The following is a 16,971-nucleotide window of genomic DNA, read 5'->3' on the forward strand; positions in this document are numbered from 1 at the left end:
ATCGCAGGACCATAATCATGAAAACATCATCAACCATGCGATCTACAATTAAACTACCAGCAATGCCATCCGAAATAATTGCTGCAAAAACTTATAAATCAGCAAACATAGTACGCTCCCATTTAGAAGGAGATAACCTTGTTTTTACTGATAATGATGGCTTTAACCAGGCTCTTCGACATGGTTTTTTCCTCCTGGAAGTTCCACCTTATATGGATTTTGAATATGGTGATCGATTTGCATACCACTTCTTTGAACCCGCCACAGAAGGAGAACTTCGTCCCTATACGGGATTTAAATCATGCACATTTTCCAACGGCTACGAAGGTTATTTCGATAGAAAACATGATCAATGGGAAAATTTTTATATCGAACGAAAGCACTGGAACTTAATTCCGACCGAAGTTGCGACACTTGGTCGCCAGATGGCACATATAGGTATATGCATATTACGCTCGGTGTTAAACCATGTTGGTATTCCTCGTAGTCACTGGAAATTAATCACTGGTGGTCTTTCCGAAGGACTAGGACACCAAATGTTTGGATTCAATCATTACCGCTCAGAGAAAGCGACCCGAGGCTCCAAATTTCATCGGGATCTAGGTTGGGTAACTATCCTAAGAACAACTGAACGAGGGCTGTTAGCTTATATAGATGATGAGCTTTTGGCTATCGATCCCGTTCCTGGTTATCTAATCATTAACTTTGGTAGTTCAATGGAAGTGCTTACAGGAGATTTAACGACGAAAGTTCGGGCTAATATACATGGCGTTGTTCGTACAGAACGAAATAGGCAACGTGATAGAATGTCATATGTGATGCTTTTAGATAATAACGCAGCTGGTAATATCTACAAATACGGTTCAAAAGGACCGATTAAAGTTCAATCTGTCAAAGACTTTGCTGCCCAAGAAGTTAGTCGGGCATACGATAGTAATGATAGCGTTTTATAAATATTTTCAGCACAATAAACCTGTACTCAATAGATATTGTCGTTTGAATATAAACGATAGAGATAAATAGGAATCCGCCAAGCTATAAAACAGCAAACTTCCGGCGCTATTAATAGATTTAATTATATGGTAAAAGATGGTTTCTTCTGACAATCGCAACCTGTTTGCAAAAAACTTCTCTGCAAACAGGTTTTTGCTTACATTTCACTGATAATAGTCTTAATAAAATACCAGCGAAAGCTGATATCCTTATAACCTCTCTGTATATAAAGAGGATGGAATGTAAACCAAGTAGAATTGACACAATGTGCTTTTTGTTCACAGGGCTCCCGCAATAGTAAAAGGAGAAAACTGTTTTAGGAAAGCCTAAAATATCGTGTATACCCTCCACTGGCCTTTAGTAAAACTGTGTCATGACGTGGATTTACGATTTATTAAAACAACCACAATTATGGTTAAAAAAATACCTATAAATGTTGTAAAAAAAACGATACTTATGGAAAAAAAATAAGATATTGTGGAACCTATCAAAGGGCCAATAAACATGGAAAAACCAACAGAAATTGACGTTAAGCCAAATATTTTAGCCGAGTTATCATGAGTTGCGAATTTTTGCATATAAATAGTAACAATAATATTATTCATAGACGATCCTATTCCTATTATTACCATTGCTAAAAATATAAAAAATAAATTGATTTTATCAGGAAATAAATCGTTAAATTGATTTGCTATTCCTATTAAAAGATACCCCGCCCCCCACAAAAAGAATGAAAATAATATAATATTTAAAGATATGTTAATCTTATACTTTCCAAATACTAAACCAACTAAAACACCTGAAACACCAGAAAGACACATGGCAAAACTATAATGGCTACCATTTAATCCCAGCGCCATAAAGCTAAGAGCTATCAAGCTATCTGATAGATAGCCAAAACAAGTTAAAGTGGAAATAACAATAAATGGAAACAATATTTTATTATCTTTCATTATATTGAAGTAATTAGTTAGTGATATCTTGTTTTTCTTGCGGTTAACATTAATCAATGGTTCTGAAATAAAAATATATAAGATTGCTGAAATAAAATAAAGCATTGATATTAAAATAAGAGTCTGTTTTATTGAGTAATAGATAAGAATAAAACCTAAAAATAACGGGGCCGCCATTTTATATATTTGAAATAAAACCTGCCAATAACTAAATTTCTTTTCAAATTGGTTGGTTGATATGTTTTTTAATATTATAAAATTAGAAGGCCCTAGAAATAAACGAAGGATGTTTTTAATAAAAGAATAAAGAATATATATATTAACGTCATCAATGTTGTATTGAAATGTGGTAATAACACCACAAAGTAACGAAATAATAATAATACATTTTTTTGGTTTTATATTTTCATCTACAAATGACGAAACATAGGGCGTTAGAAATAGTAAAGATGCAGCATATGAAACAGTATATAAAGATGAATATATCGCTCCACCATTCCAATGATATGTGATTAGCGTGAATGATATTATCATCTCCAAATACAAGGTGAAAGAATTTCCTGATGAGGCTAATATTAATTTTCGAAATTCTTTATCCATCATTTTTCTCCAACTAAAATAGACTTAATAAATATAGTGCTTACAGTAATTACATCTTTCTTAGTATTTCCCCTTGAATAATATCCACGGTTAATTTAATGACTGCATCTTTAGTTAAAGTGTCAGTATCAATAATCTTCCAAGTGTCATCATAAAATGTCTGGTATTGATTAAGAACGTGTTTTTGATACTCTATAAAATCATATTTTTCATTTTTCTCCAATTTTCCAGATTCACTAGGCTTTAACATTTTTTTTCTTTTTTCGGCAATATCTGGAGGAACATCAAGATATATAACCATGTCCGGCTTTGTATTTATAGATAGAACCGAATTACTTAATTCTGCTAATTCCGTAGATTTAAGTAAGAACCTTGCTAAATATTTATAATACCAACTATCACATATAATAATTTTACCTTGCAATAAACTAGGTTGAATAATTAAACTATCCAAAACAGCAAACCATGATGCTATCAGTAGAATCCAATGCCGGTCACCCAATTCACCCAACGGAGCTGAAATGTCATAATCCCAAAGCACATCTCGTATTTTCCCCATGTGGTACATACTATAGCCAGATGGTAGTAAAGGATAATTCTTATCTAAAAAAACAATATTATTATAATCTAGAGATAAAATATCATAAACTTCGCGTGAAATTGTCGATTTACCTGCACCATCATTCCCTTCAAAAGCTATAAATAAACCGCGTTTAATCATTTCTTTTTTCCCCGTAGTACGCCTCAGTATCAAGTGAATTTCTACCACTACCGATAATAAATGGTTTGAATCCATATTTTTTATATAACTTATGCATCTCAGCATATGTTTTATAAATATCTTCAAAAATAGGTCTAGGGTGATTTTGATATTCAGAACCATGATCGGGATGAAAGACTGCTACTGCTGGAACTATGCCATTTTTTGAAAAAAACTCCATCCCTTGTACTAAATCATTTACAGGTTCTAATCCCGCTACAAACCCAACATAAACATTACCTTCACCTAACTCTGAAACAGCAGCCAGGTATGCTGCTAATAGATTATTTCTCCCGTAGTCTTGTGATTTACCAGGGCATATCTGTTCAAATAATTTAGGATTAAATATTTCTAAACTAATAGCCCAGCTATCAACAAACTCAGAAATCCCCTTTATTTTATTTAAATCTCTAGGAGGCATTGATATTAGATGACTGTTAAGATCGTTTTTTTCACAAAAAGGTTTTAGAGAAATTAATAATTGTTTGTGCATTTCAAAACCAATATCATAATTACGAGTTGTACCTCCATTGATGAGTATTCTTTTATATCTATTAATGTTGTTAGCTTCTATTATGTTCATAACTTCAATTACTTTTGACGGTCTAATAGACTTTTTATGATCTGATAAACTATTTCTAGCTTCACCTAATGAACAAAATTTGCACTGGCGGCCATCATTAAAATAATAACAATGCCCAGGAGAGAAAAAACCCAAAGTTGTATCACCATACACCGTGACGTATTCTTCTACTCTACTGCCATCTGAAAGTTCTATACCATATATGTCTGGTTTAATGGGAAATATAACCTTAAACAAAATGTTGTCGGCTTTTATGTGAAAATTTCCATTTTCATGTATTAAATCATAATCAGAATTTTCATTATAGTTGCAGGCAATAATTGTACCATCTTCTAAAATAATTTCTTGAGGTACGGAATGTGTTGTTTCTAATTTAGAACTATCACCTGTTCCATACGCCCTTCTTTTAGGAATAAAACTCCTTTTATTGTACTCATATATCACGTTTTTATCATATTTTAATCCAGAACATAATACTCTAATTTTTAATTCTATAGTGTTCATTTTTTTATATCCTCAGTAATTCTAATATTGTATCCCCTGCACTTTTAGAAGAAACAGCTATGATTGCTTTTTTCTCAAAAAATAAAGAATCTGTAGGTGATAAAATATTATAACTATTTCCATCACGAGTCATTATGTATCCCCCCGACTCCTCAAGGATTAGTTTAGCTGCTGCTATATCTACACAACGTTCGTGACCCATAAGTGATAAATCTAAGAATGTATGTAGAACGCCACTAGCGATCAAGCATATATCTAAACTTGAACAAGATGAGATTCTGACTTTATTTGCTTCATTAATAATTTTATTCTGAACCTCTGTATACTGATTATTTTTCGCCCTATGAAATGATACTCTCAAATCGTTTAGTTGAAATGAGGGACTTGTATATATTCGCTTGCTGGTATATATGCTTTGTATATAAGAACCTTCTCCTAATGATGCTTTATATATAATGTCTCTTGGAATATCATATACCCAGCCCATAATGTATCTATCATTCTTGTAAACAGCTATTGATGTAGTATAGGCAGGATAACCCATAAGTAAGTTATGAGTACCGTCAATAGGATCAATGAGTAAGTAAACCTCATCTTTAATATTTACAGATTGTGATTCAGAATCGTCTTCTGAAATAATGGTGACCTTTAATTCTGATTTATCTAAGTGCTCGTAAATTATATTATTTAAAATGATATCTATTTCTACTGTTTCGCCATGATATTTGTTATCATATCCGATATGAATAGTGGAAAGCTTGGCAAGCCATATTCTACGAATCTCTTCTCTGAGTTTGTGAAGGTATATTTCTAAATAATTGCTAACTTCATTATTGAATACATACCTCATGTGACATGATCTCCCAAATAAATGAGTTTTTTATGCCAATCTTCGGCTGTTAAATATTCTATTGTCTTTTTTACATCAAATAATCTGCCTGCATAAATTGCATAATCTGACGATGAAAATGCTCCTAATGTTTTTGGCGAAAACGATACTTTATATATTTTCGATTTGTACCCAACTAAACTTACAAGCATCTTGTAAGCTAATTGAATACTTCCGCCTGTGTAGGATTTATCAATTATCAGCCAACTTTCATTTTCTTTTCCTTTAAATTTTGGGTATATTTCATTGAATAACTTTCTTTTATGCAGCAAACCACTATCATTTTCACGATGTATTTCACAGAAATATATATTATTGTCTAGTGTTTTTGCATGATAAGATAACGCAAGGGGGATTCCTCCTGAAATAATAAATAATTTGTTTTTAGCTATCGTAAAAACCTTATCCCACACATAATGATCTTGGTAAATGTTTTCTATGTTTAATGTGGGTCAAGTTTCCAATGAAAATAAATTAATACTTTTACTGTATTCGTAACGAAACTCATCATATAAATCAATTGTTTTTTGTGGCGCGTCCTTTAATTTTACCGATTTATCAAGCCCTCTTGAATATATTAATTCTAATTTATTTGTTATTCCTTTGTTCAATATTGTGGATAGGATATTTTCTTTGTTTTTTCTCAACTCGCATAGTTCAGTACCATATAAGGCTAATTCTGGATCTAAGCCATATCCATTTACTAAGTTACCCATATCAGATGTAATTTTATTTATATTTAAATAATCAACTAGTTCATTCCAAATATGTATTATTTCAGTGCTTGATAATCTTGATATGGGTGATGACAAATTACTTAAGTCCATTAGCATTTCTTCTGCATCACGTAGATGAAATATTGTTTCTTGTAATTGGCATCCATTATTTATTTGGTTCAAATATTCTTGAAAATTATTGGTTTTGGTTCCCTTTAATGTTCTCCAGCAGTGGTGCTTACTTATAATTTTTATTCTTTCCATTGTATTTCCCATATGCATTATTTATGATAATGCCCCTAGTCTTTCGAATTCCGATATGTAAAAATTAGCATTTTCATTAGTTATTCCAATTTTTTTCAATTCTGAAACAACTTCAAACTCTGTTTTTTCATTATCTATTACTAACCAAACCTTATATGCATCTGAATTAATTTCACATAATGCTTTTTTTGCGAAAAGTATTAATTTCCCATCTTTGCACAAGACTCTATACCATAAATTTTTTATTATTGGTTCGTTATTTTTATCTGATAATAAAATGTCGGATGTATTAGCTATTCTTTTTTTCGTAAAAGATACATTGTAACTGAAAATATCTTTTCCTTGACAATAGTCTAAAGTTAACTGCCACATTTTAGCAACTGAGTTTATGTAATCAATTGTTGAAATATCATTGATTACATTAAATTTCGAACAAATCATCAAGTATATAGATGTTATTGGATGGTCTTTTCCAAACACCTTCATTGCATTTTGATAACGCCACTTTATTAAGGTGGATGTGTTTTCACTTGAAGCCAGAATATAATCCATTGCTGAATTAACTGTTCGTTCAAAGTTGAATGCTGCTGATATTAGGTCATTATTTAAAATATTTCCAATCCCATCGGAAAAGCACTTTTCGCCAAAGTTTTTTGCTTTGGTCTTAAGTATTTCACATAATTTAGCTTTATTTATGTCTCCTTTTAATTTGTTAAAATTATTTGATTTTATAATCGATTCCCCTGTTAATATCCTATGAGATAAATGCAATTTATACCAATCGGAATTTGGGCTTCCACTGTTGATTATCTTCATGATTTCTTTTATCTCTTTTAAAGAGATGATTGTCACTTCTAACATTCCTATATCGGATGGTATAAATATCTCTTCGCATTCTACCTCTAGCTCTCCTTCCAATATAACATAGACATCATAATCAGATTTTGGTGTTGCAAATCCTTCAATAACAGAGCCTGATAAGTAGCAAGTATACAGATCAGTATCATTAAATTTTTTATTTATTATTACTGTTATTGCCCTTTTTACGTTAATAATGTCCATGTTTTACCTTTTATCTTATAAATGAAAGGACAAATAAAGGAATAAAGGTTACGGTATACCTTTATTCCTTTCTCTATTAATTAGGGGATGAATTCATTAAACCATTATCATAATTTAATGTTTCATCATTAGTTAGTGGTCTAAATGCTTGTGCTGTTATCATATTCACCTTATCCTCCTATAGGATTTTTTTTAACAAATATACCGGGTTAAAATTTAATCCAGCTTTGTAATATTAACAGTTTTTATTATTTCAGCTATATAATAGTTAATATATTTGTGAATTCCATCACAACTAAAAATATAACTTATTGAAAAATAGTAAATTATTTGTTGATTTTTGTGATAAAAATTGTATCAAGCTTGATATGCTTTCCAATAGGTTTATTTGATGTAATTATTTGAATTTATTGTCATTATTTTTTCGATCATGTATTCAATGCGGTGATCATCATATAAAATTCTGTCATTTATTAGAGAATTCTTGATGATCAAAGTTGACGTGAAGTTCCCGTTTTATCAGCAGACCTCACCGGTGAAAAACATGGGTTAGGTTCATCCGTATGAATCTTTTTCCTCTGGCTTTTCTCCCCCGCCAGCATATTGGGCGGGGTCGTGCTCAAAGGAACATTAATTAAGCTTTCAGTTACAACCAGAAGAACCAAGCAAACAAAGAGATGATAACGATACAAGCAATGTTTAAAACCATCCCCACTCTTACCATTTCAGTCTGTTTGATATGGCCGGAGCCGAACACAATCGCATTAGGCGGTGTGGCAACCGGCAACATAAAAGCACAAGACGCACCGAAACCGATAATCAATGTCAACGTCATCACCGGCATACCCAATGCTTCCGCAACTGTGGCAAATACTGGCACCAACAAAGCTGCACTCGCTGTATTACTGGTAAATTCAGTCAGGAAGATAATAAACGCCGCCACCGCAATAATGATCACAAACCAATGGCTTGCACCGAAAGTCGCCGCCATACCATTCGCCATAATTTCACTGGCACCTGAGTTTTTCAAAATGGCGCTTAAAGTCAGGCCACCACCGAACAGCATCAATACGCCCCACTCGGTGTTATGCTGAATCTGAGCCCAACTCGCAACACCGGTTACACCAATCAGAATAGCGGCACCAACAGCGATAATGGTATCCAGATCTTTCACACCACCTAGAGCTGAGCTAATTACAGTACTCGATATCCAACAGCACACCGCAGACAGAAAAATCAGCATGGTCATCAAACGCTTGCCAGTCCAATCTAGTTTTTCTAGCTTCAGGTCGAATTTATGATTCAGATTTGGGCGCAACATCAGATACATGACTCCCACCATCATCGGCATCAAAATAACAACCAGAGGAATACCAAATTTCATCCAACCAAAAAAATCGATGCCCAGTTGAGCCGCCGCAATCGCATTTGGTGGGCTACCAACCAACGTACCTAAACCACCAATACTGGCACTATAAGCAACCCCCAGCAATACAAACACAAAGGTATGGCGCTCAGTACGTACATCTAAGTTAGACAAAATCCCCAATACCAATGGCAGCATCATCGCGGCAGTCGCTGTGTTACTGATCCACATGGAAAGGCCAGCGGTAACACCAAACAACAACATCACCGCGACAGACAAACGTCCACGGGCAATCATCAGCAAACGATTAGCGATCAGTCTATCTAGCCCTTGTATATGAAGTGCCGTTGCCAGTGCAAAACCACCAAAAAACAGAAAAATGATGGGATTAGCAAAAGATTTCAGCGCATCCCCCGTATTCATCAATCCCATGCCAACAGCCAGAATTGGAATACATAACGCAGTAATCGTGACGTGAATAGCTTCAGTCAGCCACAACACACCAACAAATACCATCAGTGCCAAACCCGCATTGGCTTTTTCATCAAACGGTAAGGTATTCAGTAGAAGAAACAGTAATACAATATCAGCAGCCAGAATAATTAAGCCTTTTTTATTAGAAAAATTTGGCTTCATGGCTGGTGTTAACGATTCAGAAGCATCCATGGTGACTCCATTAGCGCCGGTGATATCTAATCCACCATTGCTACAATTATTAAAGAATACAAGGCGTGTGAATATAAGGAGTTCAGCTTAGGAAGAAAATGCAGTTCTTTGAATTTTGGGATCTAAAGCGTGAGAATCAAGCAGATTAAATCATAACAGACGGCGTTTTATACAAATTTTCATTGTTACATCACATTATTACGTCTTGATAGGTATAGTAAATCTCTGCATTTTATGCATTTTTTAGGGTTCAAAAACAGATGCACTTTACCTTTCCTTAAGTATTAACGAGACCACTTTTTTACTGATAACTCTATAATGAGTAGATTTTAAACTGTTATTATACCCAATAAATTTCGAGTTGCAGCGCGACGGCAAGTGAACGAATCCCCAGGAGCATAGATAACTCTGTGACTGGGGTGAGTGAAAGCAGCCAACAAAGCAGCAACTTGAAGGATGAAGGGGATAAAAGCCATTATTTGCACTTCTGGTTTAATCGGTATAAAGTTTTGATGATTTTTTCACTACTTTTCATGTCTATTTTTTTAAGTTTAATCATCATGGATGAAATTATGAACGATAAAAATATGAGTTTCTCTGTAAACAAAGATCTGGATGTTCATTCAAAAAGCTTTGATGCCTTCATATCATACATGGAAAACAGCAACGATCTTTGGGTTATAAAAGACAACGAATCTCGATTCGTCTATGCTAATGATGCTACACTTTATTACAGTGGCCTGCCTAAGGGGTTTAACATAGAAGGGAAGCTTGATAGTGAATGTCCAGCACCGTGGGCTGAGTTTGCAGATATTATACAAGCTAATGATCAAAACGTAATGACTAGTTTAAAAACCATTCCGGTATTAAACACCTTAACTTATGGTGGGAGGCAAAAAATAATCCAACCATTTCTAGCCAATGTCACACCGCTAATGAAGGATGGAAAATGCATTGGGGTTGTTGGTCACGGTAAAAAACTAGAAATTTATTCCATGTATCATTTTGAAAACAATCGACATCCTGATTCATTAACTCTTGGCACACCAACTGATCTATTTACTGATAGAGAATTCGATATCGTATTTTTTGCGTTGCAATCACTAAGCGCCAAAAATATAGCCAAAAAATTAGGTATTTCATATAGAACGGTACAAAGTAGGTTACAACTTATTTATCAGAAAATAGGGATAAATTCATTAAGTCAGCTAAAAGAATATTGCAGGGGTAAAGGGTATGATAACTATGCTCCTACCCGATTTATTAACCCTAATCCCTATATACCTCTGGTATAACAATGCTCAATATCTATGCCGTCACTATGCTATTAGGGCTCTGCTTAGCAGAACCCTATACCCCGTCGAAATTCGCTTATTTTCACGCTTTAACACAAGTGAGGCATTTTAATTCTCGCTACCAACCGACAAACTCATTTAAACTGTTATTAAAAACCATTGTATTAACTCCTGAGTTTAATCGGTATAAAGTTTTAACGATTTTTTTACCACTTTTAATTCTACTTTTTTAAATCTTTGTATAAGGATTGAATCCTGCCACATTAACCGTTTTACCCTCCCCCCTTTTTTATCGTATTATTTTTATGGCTTGATTCGTAAAATAACAGAGAGAAAGTAACTAAGTATGCTCCTGTTCGGATAATATTTTATGTACTTTAAATTAAATCCATATTTTCTATAAAAACTTTTATCTCGCTATATTCGTGTTTTTAAAATCTGGTATTAATAGGAGGGATTTTTTTAATCCTTATCTGACCGCAGGGTAGATTAATACATTTAAAACTTAAAAAACGTCATTTCCAGAGGCTATTGTTTTAAATCCACGAAACATAATTATCCCTCTAGTCGTAAAAGTGATAACCTCACACAGAAGTTATTACTGCTTTATAGTTTTATAGTTTTATAGTTTTATAGTTTTATAGTTTTATAGTTTTATAGTTTTATAGTTTTATAGTTCAATCATGATAGGTGAAATTATGAAAGATAACACTATGAGTTTCTCTGTAAACAAAGATCTGGATGTTCGTTCAAAAAGCTTTGATGCCTTTATATCATACATGGAGCACTGTAATGAGTTTTGGTATATAAAAGATAAAGAGTCGAGATTTATCTATATGAATGATTATGGACTTCATCATAGCGGACTACCCAAAGGATTTAATGTTGAAGGTAAACTGGATAGTGAATGTCCGGTTTATTGGTCTGAGGTTGCTGATATCATTCAATCTAATGACCGTAGAGTGATGGAGGAAAAAAAAGTCATTCCTACTTTGATTACATTTATGTATGGTGGTAGGGATAAAATTATTCAACCATTTATGGCGGATGTCACTCCTTTGATAAAAGATGGAGAGTCGATTGGCGTAGTAGGCAGAGCCAAAAAGCTAGAAGTTTTTTCAATGTATCATATGGAAATGAATAAACCTCCTGAATCACTATCATTTGGCAATCCAACTGAGATTTTTACCGATAGAGAGTTCGATATCGTATTTTTTGCGTTGCAATCACTCAGCACTAAAGATATCGCTAAAAAATTAGGTATTACCTATAGAACAGTACAAAGTCGGTTACAATTCATTTATCAGAAAATAGGGATAAACTCATTAAGCCAGTTAAAAGAATACTGCCGGGGTAAAGGGTATAATAATTATGCTCCTACCCGATTTATTAATTCTAATCCCTATATACCTCTAGCATAATATTGTTGTCGTCATTATGCCATTAGGGTTCTGCTTGGCAGAGCCCTATGCTCTCATCACTCCGTATATCAAACTTTCTCATTCCGAACCCCGATCTTCGACACGCCTTTAATGCTCGCTAAAATGCTCATGGGTTAGATATACCTGTCATCTTTCAAGTTGCTCTTTGTTGGCTGCACTCACTCACCCCGGTCAATAGTTCTCTATGCTCCCGGGGATTCGCTCCCTTGCCGTCGCGATGCATCTTGAAATCCATAGGGTATATATTAAATAAAAAATATCCGCGAAATCAGCAGAAATATAAGAGAGGGGAATGTCAACATAATACAAAAAATTAAGTAATTGATGCAGAAAAATTATTTATGACAAACATCAAGCCAAGATGTTAACAATCCTATTTTAATCTTATGATCATACCTGAAGCTTTCCAAAAGACATAAGAAAATTTTCAGGTACTTAATATCTTCTCATTAACTCTTTTACGAGAATTTTATTTTAATTCATGTAGAATATCTGCTTGGCCATATTTCAGAAGGCTCACAATCTAAAGCGGTAGCAATGAGTTGCTCACCCTTAGGCCACCGACGATGCAAAGCATTTGATAAAGTGGATGATGCAAATCCCGCTTCTCTTGAAATAGCAGCTAACGACGTTCCTCGTTTTTTAAGTCCTGCAATAATATCCGCTGGGTGCCAGTCGTTTTTTACAATCATTCCTTCCTCTCCTCTCCGTTTGGTTATTCAAGGTGCTATATTCATACTCTCTTCAAATTAATATTTTTATATTGTTACAGCTTTTCCCTGAGTCCACACTGGTGCGAAATACTAAAAAATAGCTGTACTAAAACGTTAAATCTCGCTAAGTTCAGCTAAATATTTTCCGAATAGAAAAACGACTAAAAGGTCATAAGTGAACTTTAATTGCTCAAAAATGCTCTTTTATAGATACTAGAATGTTCAGAAAGTTTAGTTATTTTCAGAAATATTGGAAGTCGCATTAAATACGTTAATGAACATCCTAAAAAAATATATTTATTAAAGCATTAAGGAGGGTTTTACCCCTCCTCTTAATACTTAATTACTAATTAAGCCTGACCTTTTACTTCTTTCAGGCCCCTGAAAGGAGCGCGGTTACCCAACGCTTCTTCAATGCGGATCAGTTGGTTGTATTTAGCAACGCGATCAGAACGGCTCATAGAACCTGTTTTGATTTGACCAGCGGCTGTACCAACTGCCAGATCGGCAATAGTTGCATCTTCAGTTTCACCGGAACGATGAGAGATTACTGCGGTATAACCTGCATCTTTTGCCATTTTGATAGCAGCCAGAGTTTCAGTCAAAGAACCAATCTGGTTGAATTTGATCAAAATGGAGTTAGCAATGCCTTTCTCGATGCCTTCTTTCAAGATCTTAGTGTTGGTAACGAATAAGTCGTCACCCACCAACTGGATTTTTTCACCTAACACTTTGGTTTGGTAAGCGAAACCATCCCAATCAGATTCGTTCAGGCCATCTTCGATAGACACGATTGGATATTCTCTGGTCAACTCTTCCAGGTAATGCGTAAATTCTTGAGAAGTGAAAGTTTTTCCCTCACCTTTCAATTCATAGTTACCTGTTTCTGAGTTGTAGAATTCAGAAGCTGCGCAATCCATAGCCAAAGTGATATCTTTGCCCAGAACATAACCTGCTTGTTCTACCGCTTCTTTGATCGCAGCCAGAGCCGCAGCATTAGACTCTAGGTTAGGTGCATAACCGCCTTCGTCACCCACAGCCGTACTCATGCCTTTTGCTTTCAGAACCTTAGCCAAATTGTGGAATACTTCAGAACCGATACGAACCGCTTCTTTCAACGTTTTTGCACCAATCGGCTGAATCATGAATTCCTGAATATCAACGTTGTTATCCGCGTGCTCACCACCATTGATGATGTTCATCATCGGTAATGGCATAGAGAATTTACCCGGGGTACCATTCAGTTCAGCAATATGCTCGTACAATGGCATACCTTTCGCGGCAGCAGCAGCTTTAGCGTTAGCCAGAGAAACCGCCAGTATCGCGTTAGCACCGAATTTCGATTTGTTTTCGGTACCGTCCAGATCGATCATGATTCTGTCGATGTTAGCTTGATCTTTTGCATCCTGACCGATAACCGCCTGTGCAATCAGGCCATTTACCGCATCAACCGCTTTTAGTACACCTTTACCCATAAAACGGGATTTGTCACCGTCACGCAGTTCCAATGCTTCGCGGGAACCGGTAGATGCACCAGATGGTGCGGCCGCTAAACCAACAAAGCCTCCTTCCAGATGCACTTCTGCTTCTACGGTTGGATTACCGCGGGAGTCAATGATTTCACGACCGATCACTTTAACGATTTTGGACATTAGGTTTTCCTCAGTACAAGTTATATTTCAAGTAAGTGGCAGAACATTTCATACCGCCACTTACTGCACATCTTATTTGAGCTGGCCTTTCTGATATTTACCGGCGGCTTTTACAAAACCAGCAAATAACGGATGACCGTCACGAGGAGTAGACGTAAATTCTGGATGGAACTGACAAGCCACGAACCAAGGATGGTCGGGGATCTCAATAATTTCCACTAATTTATTATCTACTGAACGACCTGCTACCCGCAGACCAGCATCTTCAATGCGTTTCAGTAGCAAATTATTAACCTCATAACGATGACGATGGCGTTCAATGATAGTATCCGTACCATACAAGGTACGAACCAAACTGTCTTTTGTCAGGTGGCATGGCTGACCACCCACACGCATCGTTCCACCGAGATCACTTTCCTCGCTACGCACTTCTAAATTACCGTCCTCATCACGCCATTCGGTGATCAGGCCAACCACCGGGAATCTGCAATCAGGCTCGAATTCTGTTGAACTGGCTTTTTCCATGCCTGCGACATGGCGTGAGAATTCAATTAATGCGACTTGCATTCCGAGACAAATCCCTAAATAAGGAATTTTGTTCTCACGGGCATAACGGGCGGTCATGATTTTGCCTTCCACACCACGACCACCGAAGCCACCTGGAACCAGAATCGCATCCAAACCCTTCAATAATTCAATGCCACGAGTTTCAATATCCTGTGAATCAATCAGCTTAATGTTAACTGTCAAACGATTTTTTAATCCACCGTGCTTTAATGCTTCAATCACGGATTTATAAGCATCAGGCAGTTCAATATACTTGCCAATCATCCCGATAGTCACTTCACCGGAAGGATTCGCTTCTTCGTAAATAACCTGCTCCCATTCGGACAGATTTGCTTCCGGACAATCGAGGCTGAATCGTTTACAAATATAATCATCTAATCCCTGAGATTTCAATAGCCCTGGGATTTTATAAATGGAATCAACGTCTTTCAGAGAGACAACCGCTTTTTCTGGTACATTACAGAAAAGCGCAATTTTTGCACGCTCATTAGCCGAGATGACACGATCTGAGCGGCAAATAAGAATATCTGGCTGAATACCGATTGAAAGCAACTCTTTTACAGAATGTTGAGTTGGCTTGGTTTTTACTTCTCCAGCCGCAGCCAGATAAGGAACAAGTGTTAGGTGCAAATATAAAGTATGTTCACGACCAACTTCTACCGCCATCTGACGAATAGCTTCAAGGAATGGCAAGGATTCAATATCACCGACAGTACCACCGACTTCCACCAGCACCACATCATGACCTTCACCACCGCTGATGATGCGATCTTTAATTTCATTGGTGATGTGAGGAATAACTTGAACGGTTGCGCCCAAATAATCGCCCCGGCGTTCTTTACGCAGAACTTCGGAATAGATCCGACCTGTAGTGAAGTTATTACGACGCGTCATTTTAGTGCGAATGAAACGCTCGTAGTGACCTAAATCGAGATCAGTTTCAGCGCCGTCTTCAGTAACGAAAACTTCCCCATGCTGGATTGGACTCATCGTTCCCGGATCAACGTTGATGTACGGGTCCAGTTTCATAATAGTGACATTGAGTCCACGGGCTTCGAGTATAGCGGCTAAAGAGGCTGCGGCAATGCCTTTCCCCAGAGAGGATACGACCCCGCCGGTCACAAAAATATAATTAGTTTTCATGCTGAACCTGAAAGTTTAGGTTTAAAGATGATGGATATAACAGGACGGGAAAGCAGTATACCTTAACCTTAAATGCGCTACAAATAATCTGCGCATAAATATACCCGTTATCTTTCAGTTGCCTCTTTGTTGGCTGCACTCACTCACCCCGGTCACAGAGTTATCTATGCTCCCAGGGATTCGCTCCCTTGCCGTCGCTAAGCACCTTAAAATCCATTAGGTAATAAGGTTATTTTCCCCTTCACCGCATTCTCAATATAGACATGAATACATACAAAAACTTAATTTCTCATGAAGCCAATCGTTATTGGCCCTGCTCAACGTCGAATGATTTCAGTGACATAATTGATTAAAAAACAGTATGATTGCTTCCGCCGTGATCGTTTCGTCTGAATTACACACAGATAAAAGACCCAATATAGGTAATTATAGCTTATGAGTTAAGGAGCGATGCCATGATTATACTGACTCAGGAACAATTCGATAAACTTATTGATACAGAGGACAATGCTCATATTGAAAAAATCAGGCAATGCATTTTGTCAGAACATGCCGACTTGGTTGTACATGAGGATGAGAAAAATTTGCATAAGCGACTTAAAGAAGCATATCGGTATTTAATCGACGATCTGGGCTTTAAAGATAAAAAGCTGATTAGATCATACCTTTATTTAACGGCATTTAATCGTGACTTCCATGATGCACCAGAAATCAAAAATGCCCTTGAAGCAGGAGAAAACCCGGAACAACAATACAAAGATATCTTGAGAATAATAGATAACTTGTTGAAAAGGAGAAATTAA

General features: G+C 35.9%; 15 protein-coding genes and 1 pseudogene. 5 read left to right on the top strand and 11 right to left on the bottom strand.

From position 1 onward, the window contains the following. The first annotated feature begins 17 nt into the window (after positions 1-17). Positions 18-953, top strand: coding sequence for a 2OG-Fe(II) oxygenase family protein (locus tag BDD30_RS12820; protein ID WP_041381599.1), 936 nt, complete (start codon positions 18-20; stop codon positions 951-953). Between the two features lie 411 nt (positions 954-1,364). Here BDD30_RS12820 and BDD30_RS12825 read toward each other — a convergent pair whose 3' ends face one another. The 8 genes from BDD30_RS12825 to BDD30_RS12860 form a co-directional block, all read right to left on the bottom strand. After that, the gene (locus BDD30_RS12825; protein WP_121302669.1) at positions 1,365-2,546 is read right to left on the bottom strand and encodes an MFS transporter; all 1,182 of its coding nucleotides are present in this window, start codon (positions 2,544-2,546) and stop codon (positions 1,365-1,367) included. Positions 2,547-2,595: 49 nt separating this feature from the next. Further along, on the bottom strand, positions 2,596-3,267 hold the full coding sequence (locus BDD30_RS12830; protein WP_012777038.1) for a dTMP kinase: 672 nt from the start codon (positions 3,265-3,267) through the stop codon (positions 2,596-2,598). Next, positions 3,260-4,393 (bottom strand): radical SAM protein, encoded by a 1,134-nt coding sequence (locus tag BDD30_RS12835; RefSeq protein WP_012777037.1) that lies wholly within the window; start codon positions 4,391-4,393, stop codon positions 3,260-3,262. The genes BDD30_RS12830 and BDD30_RS12835 overlap by 8 nt, the downstream gene beginning before the upstream one ends. Before the next feature lie 4 nt (positions 4,394-4,397). Beyond that, positions 4,398-5,243, bottom strand: coding sequence for an inositol monophosphatase family protein (locus BDD30_RS12840; protein ID WP_012777036.1), 846 nt, complete (start codon positions 5,241-5,243; stop codon positions 4,398-4,400). Further along, the gene (locus BDD30_RS12845) at positions 5,240-5,695 is read right to left on the bottom strand and encodes a hypothetical protein (protein ID WP_012777035.1); all 456 of its coding nucleotides are present in this window, start codon (positions 5,693-5,695) and stop codon (positions 5,240-5,242) included. The genes BDD30_RS12840 and BDD30_RS12845 overlap by 4 nt, the downstream gene beginning before the upstream one ends. 39 nt (positions 5,696-5,734) lie before the next feature. Continuing rightward, the gene (locus tag BDD30_RS12850) at positions 5,735-6,262 is read right to left on the bottom strand and encodes a hypothetical protein (protein ID WP_049795183.1); all 528 of its coding nucleotides are present in this window, start codon (positions 6,260-6,262) and stop codon (positions 5,735-5,737) included. Positions 6,263-6,283: 21 nt separating this feature from the next. Next, positions 6,284-7,324 carry a hypothetical protein gene (locus BDD30_RS12855; protein WP_012777033.1) on the bottom strand — a complete coding sequence of 347 codons (1,041 nt, stop codon included), beginning with the start codon at positions 7,322-7,324 and terminating at the stop codon, positions 6,284-6,286. A 646-nt stretch (positions 7,325-7,970) separates the two neighbouring features. Next, positions 7,971-9,356 carry an SLC13 family permease gene (locus BDD30_RS12860; RefSeq protein ID WP_012777032.1) on the bottom strand — a complete coding sequence of 462 codons (1,386 nt, stop codon included), beginning with the start codon at positions 9,354-9,356 and terminating at the stop codon, positions 7,971-7,973. 572 nt (positions 9,357-9,928) lie between these two features. On the opposite strand from BDD30_RS12860, the gene BDD30_RS12865 reads away from it, so the two are divergent. From BDD30_RS12865 to BDD30_RS24265, 3 genes and pseudogenes are all read left to right on the top strand, one after another. Then, on the top strand, positions 9,929-10,651 hold the full coding sequence (locus tag BDD30_RS12865; protein WP_041382701.1) for a helix-turn-helix transcriptional regulator: 723 nt from the start codon (positions 9,929-9,931) through the stop codon (positions 10,649-10,651). 698 nt (positions 10,652-11,349) lie between these two features. Further along, entirely contained in the window at positions 11,350-12,072 is a 723-nt protein-coding gene (locus BDD30_RS12870; protein WP_041381597.1) for a helix-turn-helix transcriptional regulator, read from the top strand. Between the two features lie 50 nt (positions 12,073-12,122). After that, positions 12,123-12,191: pseudogene (locus BDD30_RS24265) on the top strand (hypothetical protein); the annotation flags it as partial. A 381-nt stretch (positions 12,192-12,572) separates the two neighbouring features. Here the strand turns inward: BDD30_RS24265 and BDD30_RS12875 are convergent. From BDD30_RS12875 to pyrG, 3 genes are all read right to left on the bottom strand, one after another. Beyond that, positions 12,573-12,782 carry a helix-turn-helix domain-containing protein gene (locus tag BDD30_RS12875; RefSeq protein ID WP_041382700.1) on the bottom strand — a complete coding sequence of 70 codons (210 nt, stop codon included), beginning with the start codon at positions 12,780-12,782 and terminating at the stop codon, positions 12,573-12,575. A 374-nt stretch (positions 12,783-13,156) separates the two neighbouring features. Beyond that, positions 13,157-14,458 (bottom strand): phosphopyruvate hydratase, encoded by a 1,302-nt coding sequence (eno, locus tag BDD30_RS12880; protein WP_012777028.1) that lies wholly within the window; start codon positions 14,456-14,458, stop codon positions 13,157-13,159. A gap of 72 nt (positions 14,459-14,530) precedes the next feature. Further along, positions 14,531-16,168, bottom strand: coding sequence for a glutamine hydrolyzing CTP synthase (pyrG, locus tag BDD30_RS12885; protein ID WP_012777027.1), 1,638 nt, complete (start codon positions 16,166-16,168; stop codon positions 14,531-14,533). Positions 16,169-16,623: 455 nt separating this feature from the next. Here pyrG and BDD30_RS12890 point away from each other — a divergent pair, with 455 nt between their 5' ends. Beyond that, positions 16,624-16,971 (top strand): hypothetical protein, encoded by a 348-nt coding sequence (locus BDD30_RS12890; protein ID WP_012777026.1) that lies wholly within the window; start codon positions 16,624-16,626, stop codon positions 16,969-16,971.

The sequence above is a fragment of the Photorhabdus asymbiotica genome, assembly GCF_003634575.1.
Taxonomy (GTDB): domain Bacteria; phylum Pseudomonadota; class Gammaproteobacteria; order Enterobacterales; family Enterobacteriaceae; genus Photorhabdus; species Photorhabdus asymbiotica.

Excerpts from the sequence above, each read along its gene's own strand:
- BDD30_RS12820 (WP_041381599.1), top strand. The coding sequence starts at position 18 with ATGAAAACATCATCAACCATGCGATCTACAATTAAACTACCAGCAATG.
- BDD30_RS12825 (WP_121302669.1), bottom strand. The coding sequence starts at position 2,546 with ATGGATAAAGAATTTCGAAAATTAATATTAGCCTCATCAGGAAATTCT.
- BDD30_RS12840 (WP_012777036.1), bottom strand. The coding sequence starts at position 5,243 with ATGAGGTATGTATTCAATAATGAAGTTAGCAATTATTTAGAAATATAC.
- eno (WP_012777028.1), bottom strand. The coding sequence starts at position 14,458 with ATGTCCAAAATCGTTAAAGTGATCGGTCGTGAAATCATTGACTCCCGC.
- BDD30_RS12890 (WP_012777026.1), top strand. The coding sequence starts at position 16,624 with ATGATTATACTGACTCAGGAACAATTCGATAAACTTATTGATACAGAG.
- BDD30_RS12870 (WP_041381597.1), top strand. The coding sequence starts at position 11,350 with ATGAAAGATAACACTATGAGTTTCTCTGTAAACAAAGATCTGGATGTT.
- BDD30_RS12835 (WP_012777037.1), bottom strand. The coding sequence starts at position 4,393 with ATGAACACTATAGAATTAAAAATTAGAGTATTATGTTCTGGATTAAAA.
- pyrG (WP_012777027.1), bottom strand. The coding sequence starts at position 16,168 with ATGAAAACTAATTATATTTTTGTGACCGGCGGGGTCGTATCCTCTCTG.
- BDD30_RS12830 (WP_012777038.1), bottom strand. The coding sequence starts at position 3,267 with ATGATTAAACGCGGTTTATTTATAGCTTTTGAAGGGAATGATGGTGCA.
- BDD30_RS12865 (WP_041382701.1), top strand. The coding sequence starts at position 9,929 with ATGAACGATAAAAATATGAGTTTCTCTGTAAACAAAGATCTGGATGTT.
- BDD30_RS12855 (WP_012777033.1), bottom strand. The coding sequence starts at position 7,324 with ATGGACATTATTAACGTAAAAAGGGCAATAACAGTAATAATAAATAAA.
- BDD30_RS12860 (WP_012777032.1), bottom strand. The coding sequence starts at position 9,356 with ATGGATGCTTCTGAATCGTTAACACCAGCCATGAAGCCAAATTTTTCT.
- BDD30_RS12850 (WP_049795183.1), bottom strand. The coding sequence starts at position 6,262 with ATGGAAAGAATAAAAATTATAAGTAAGCACCACTGCTGGAGAACATTA.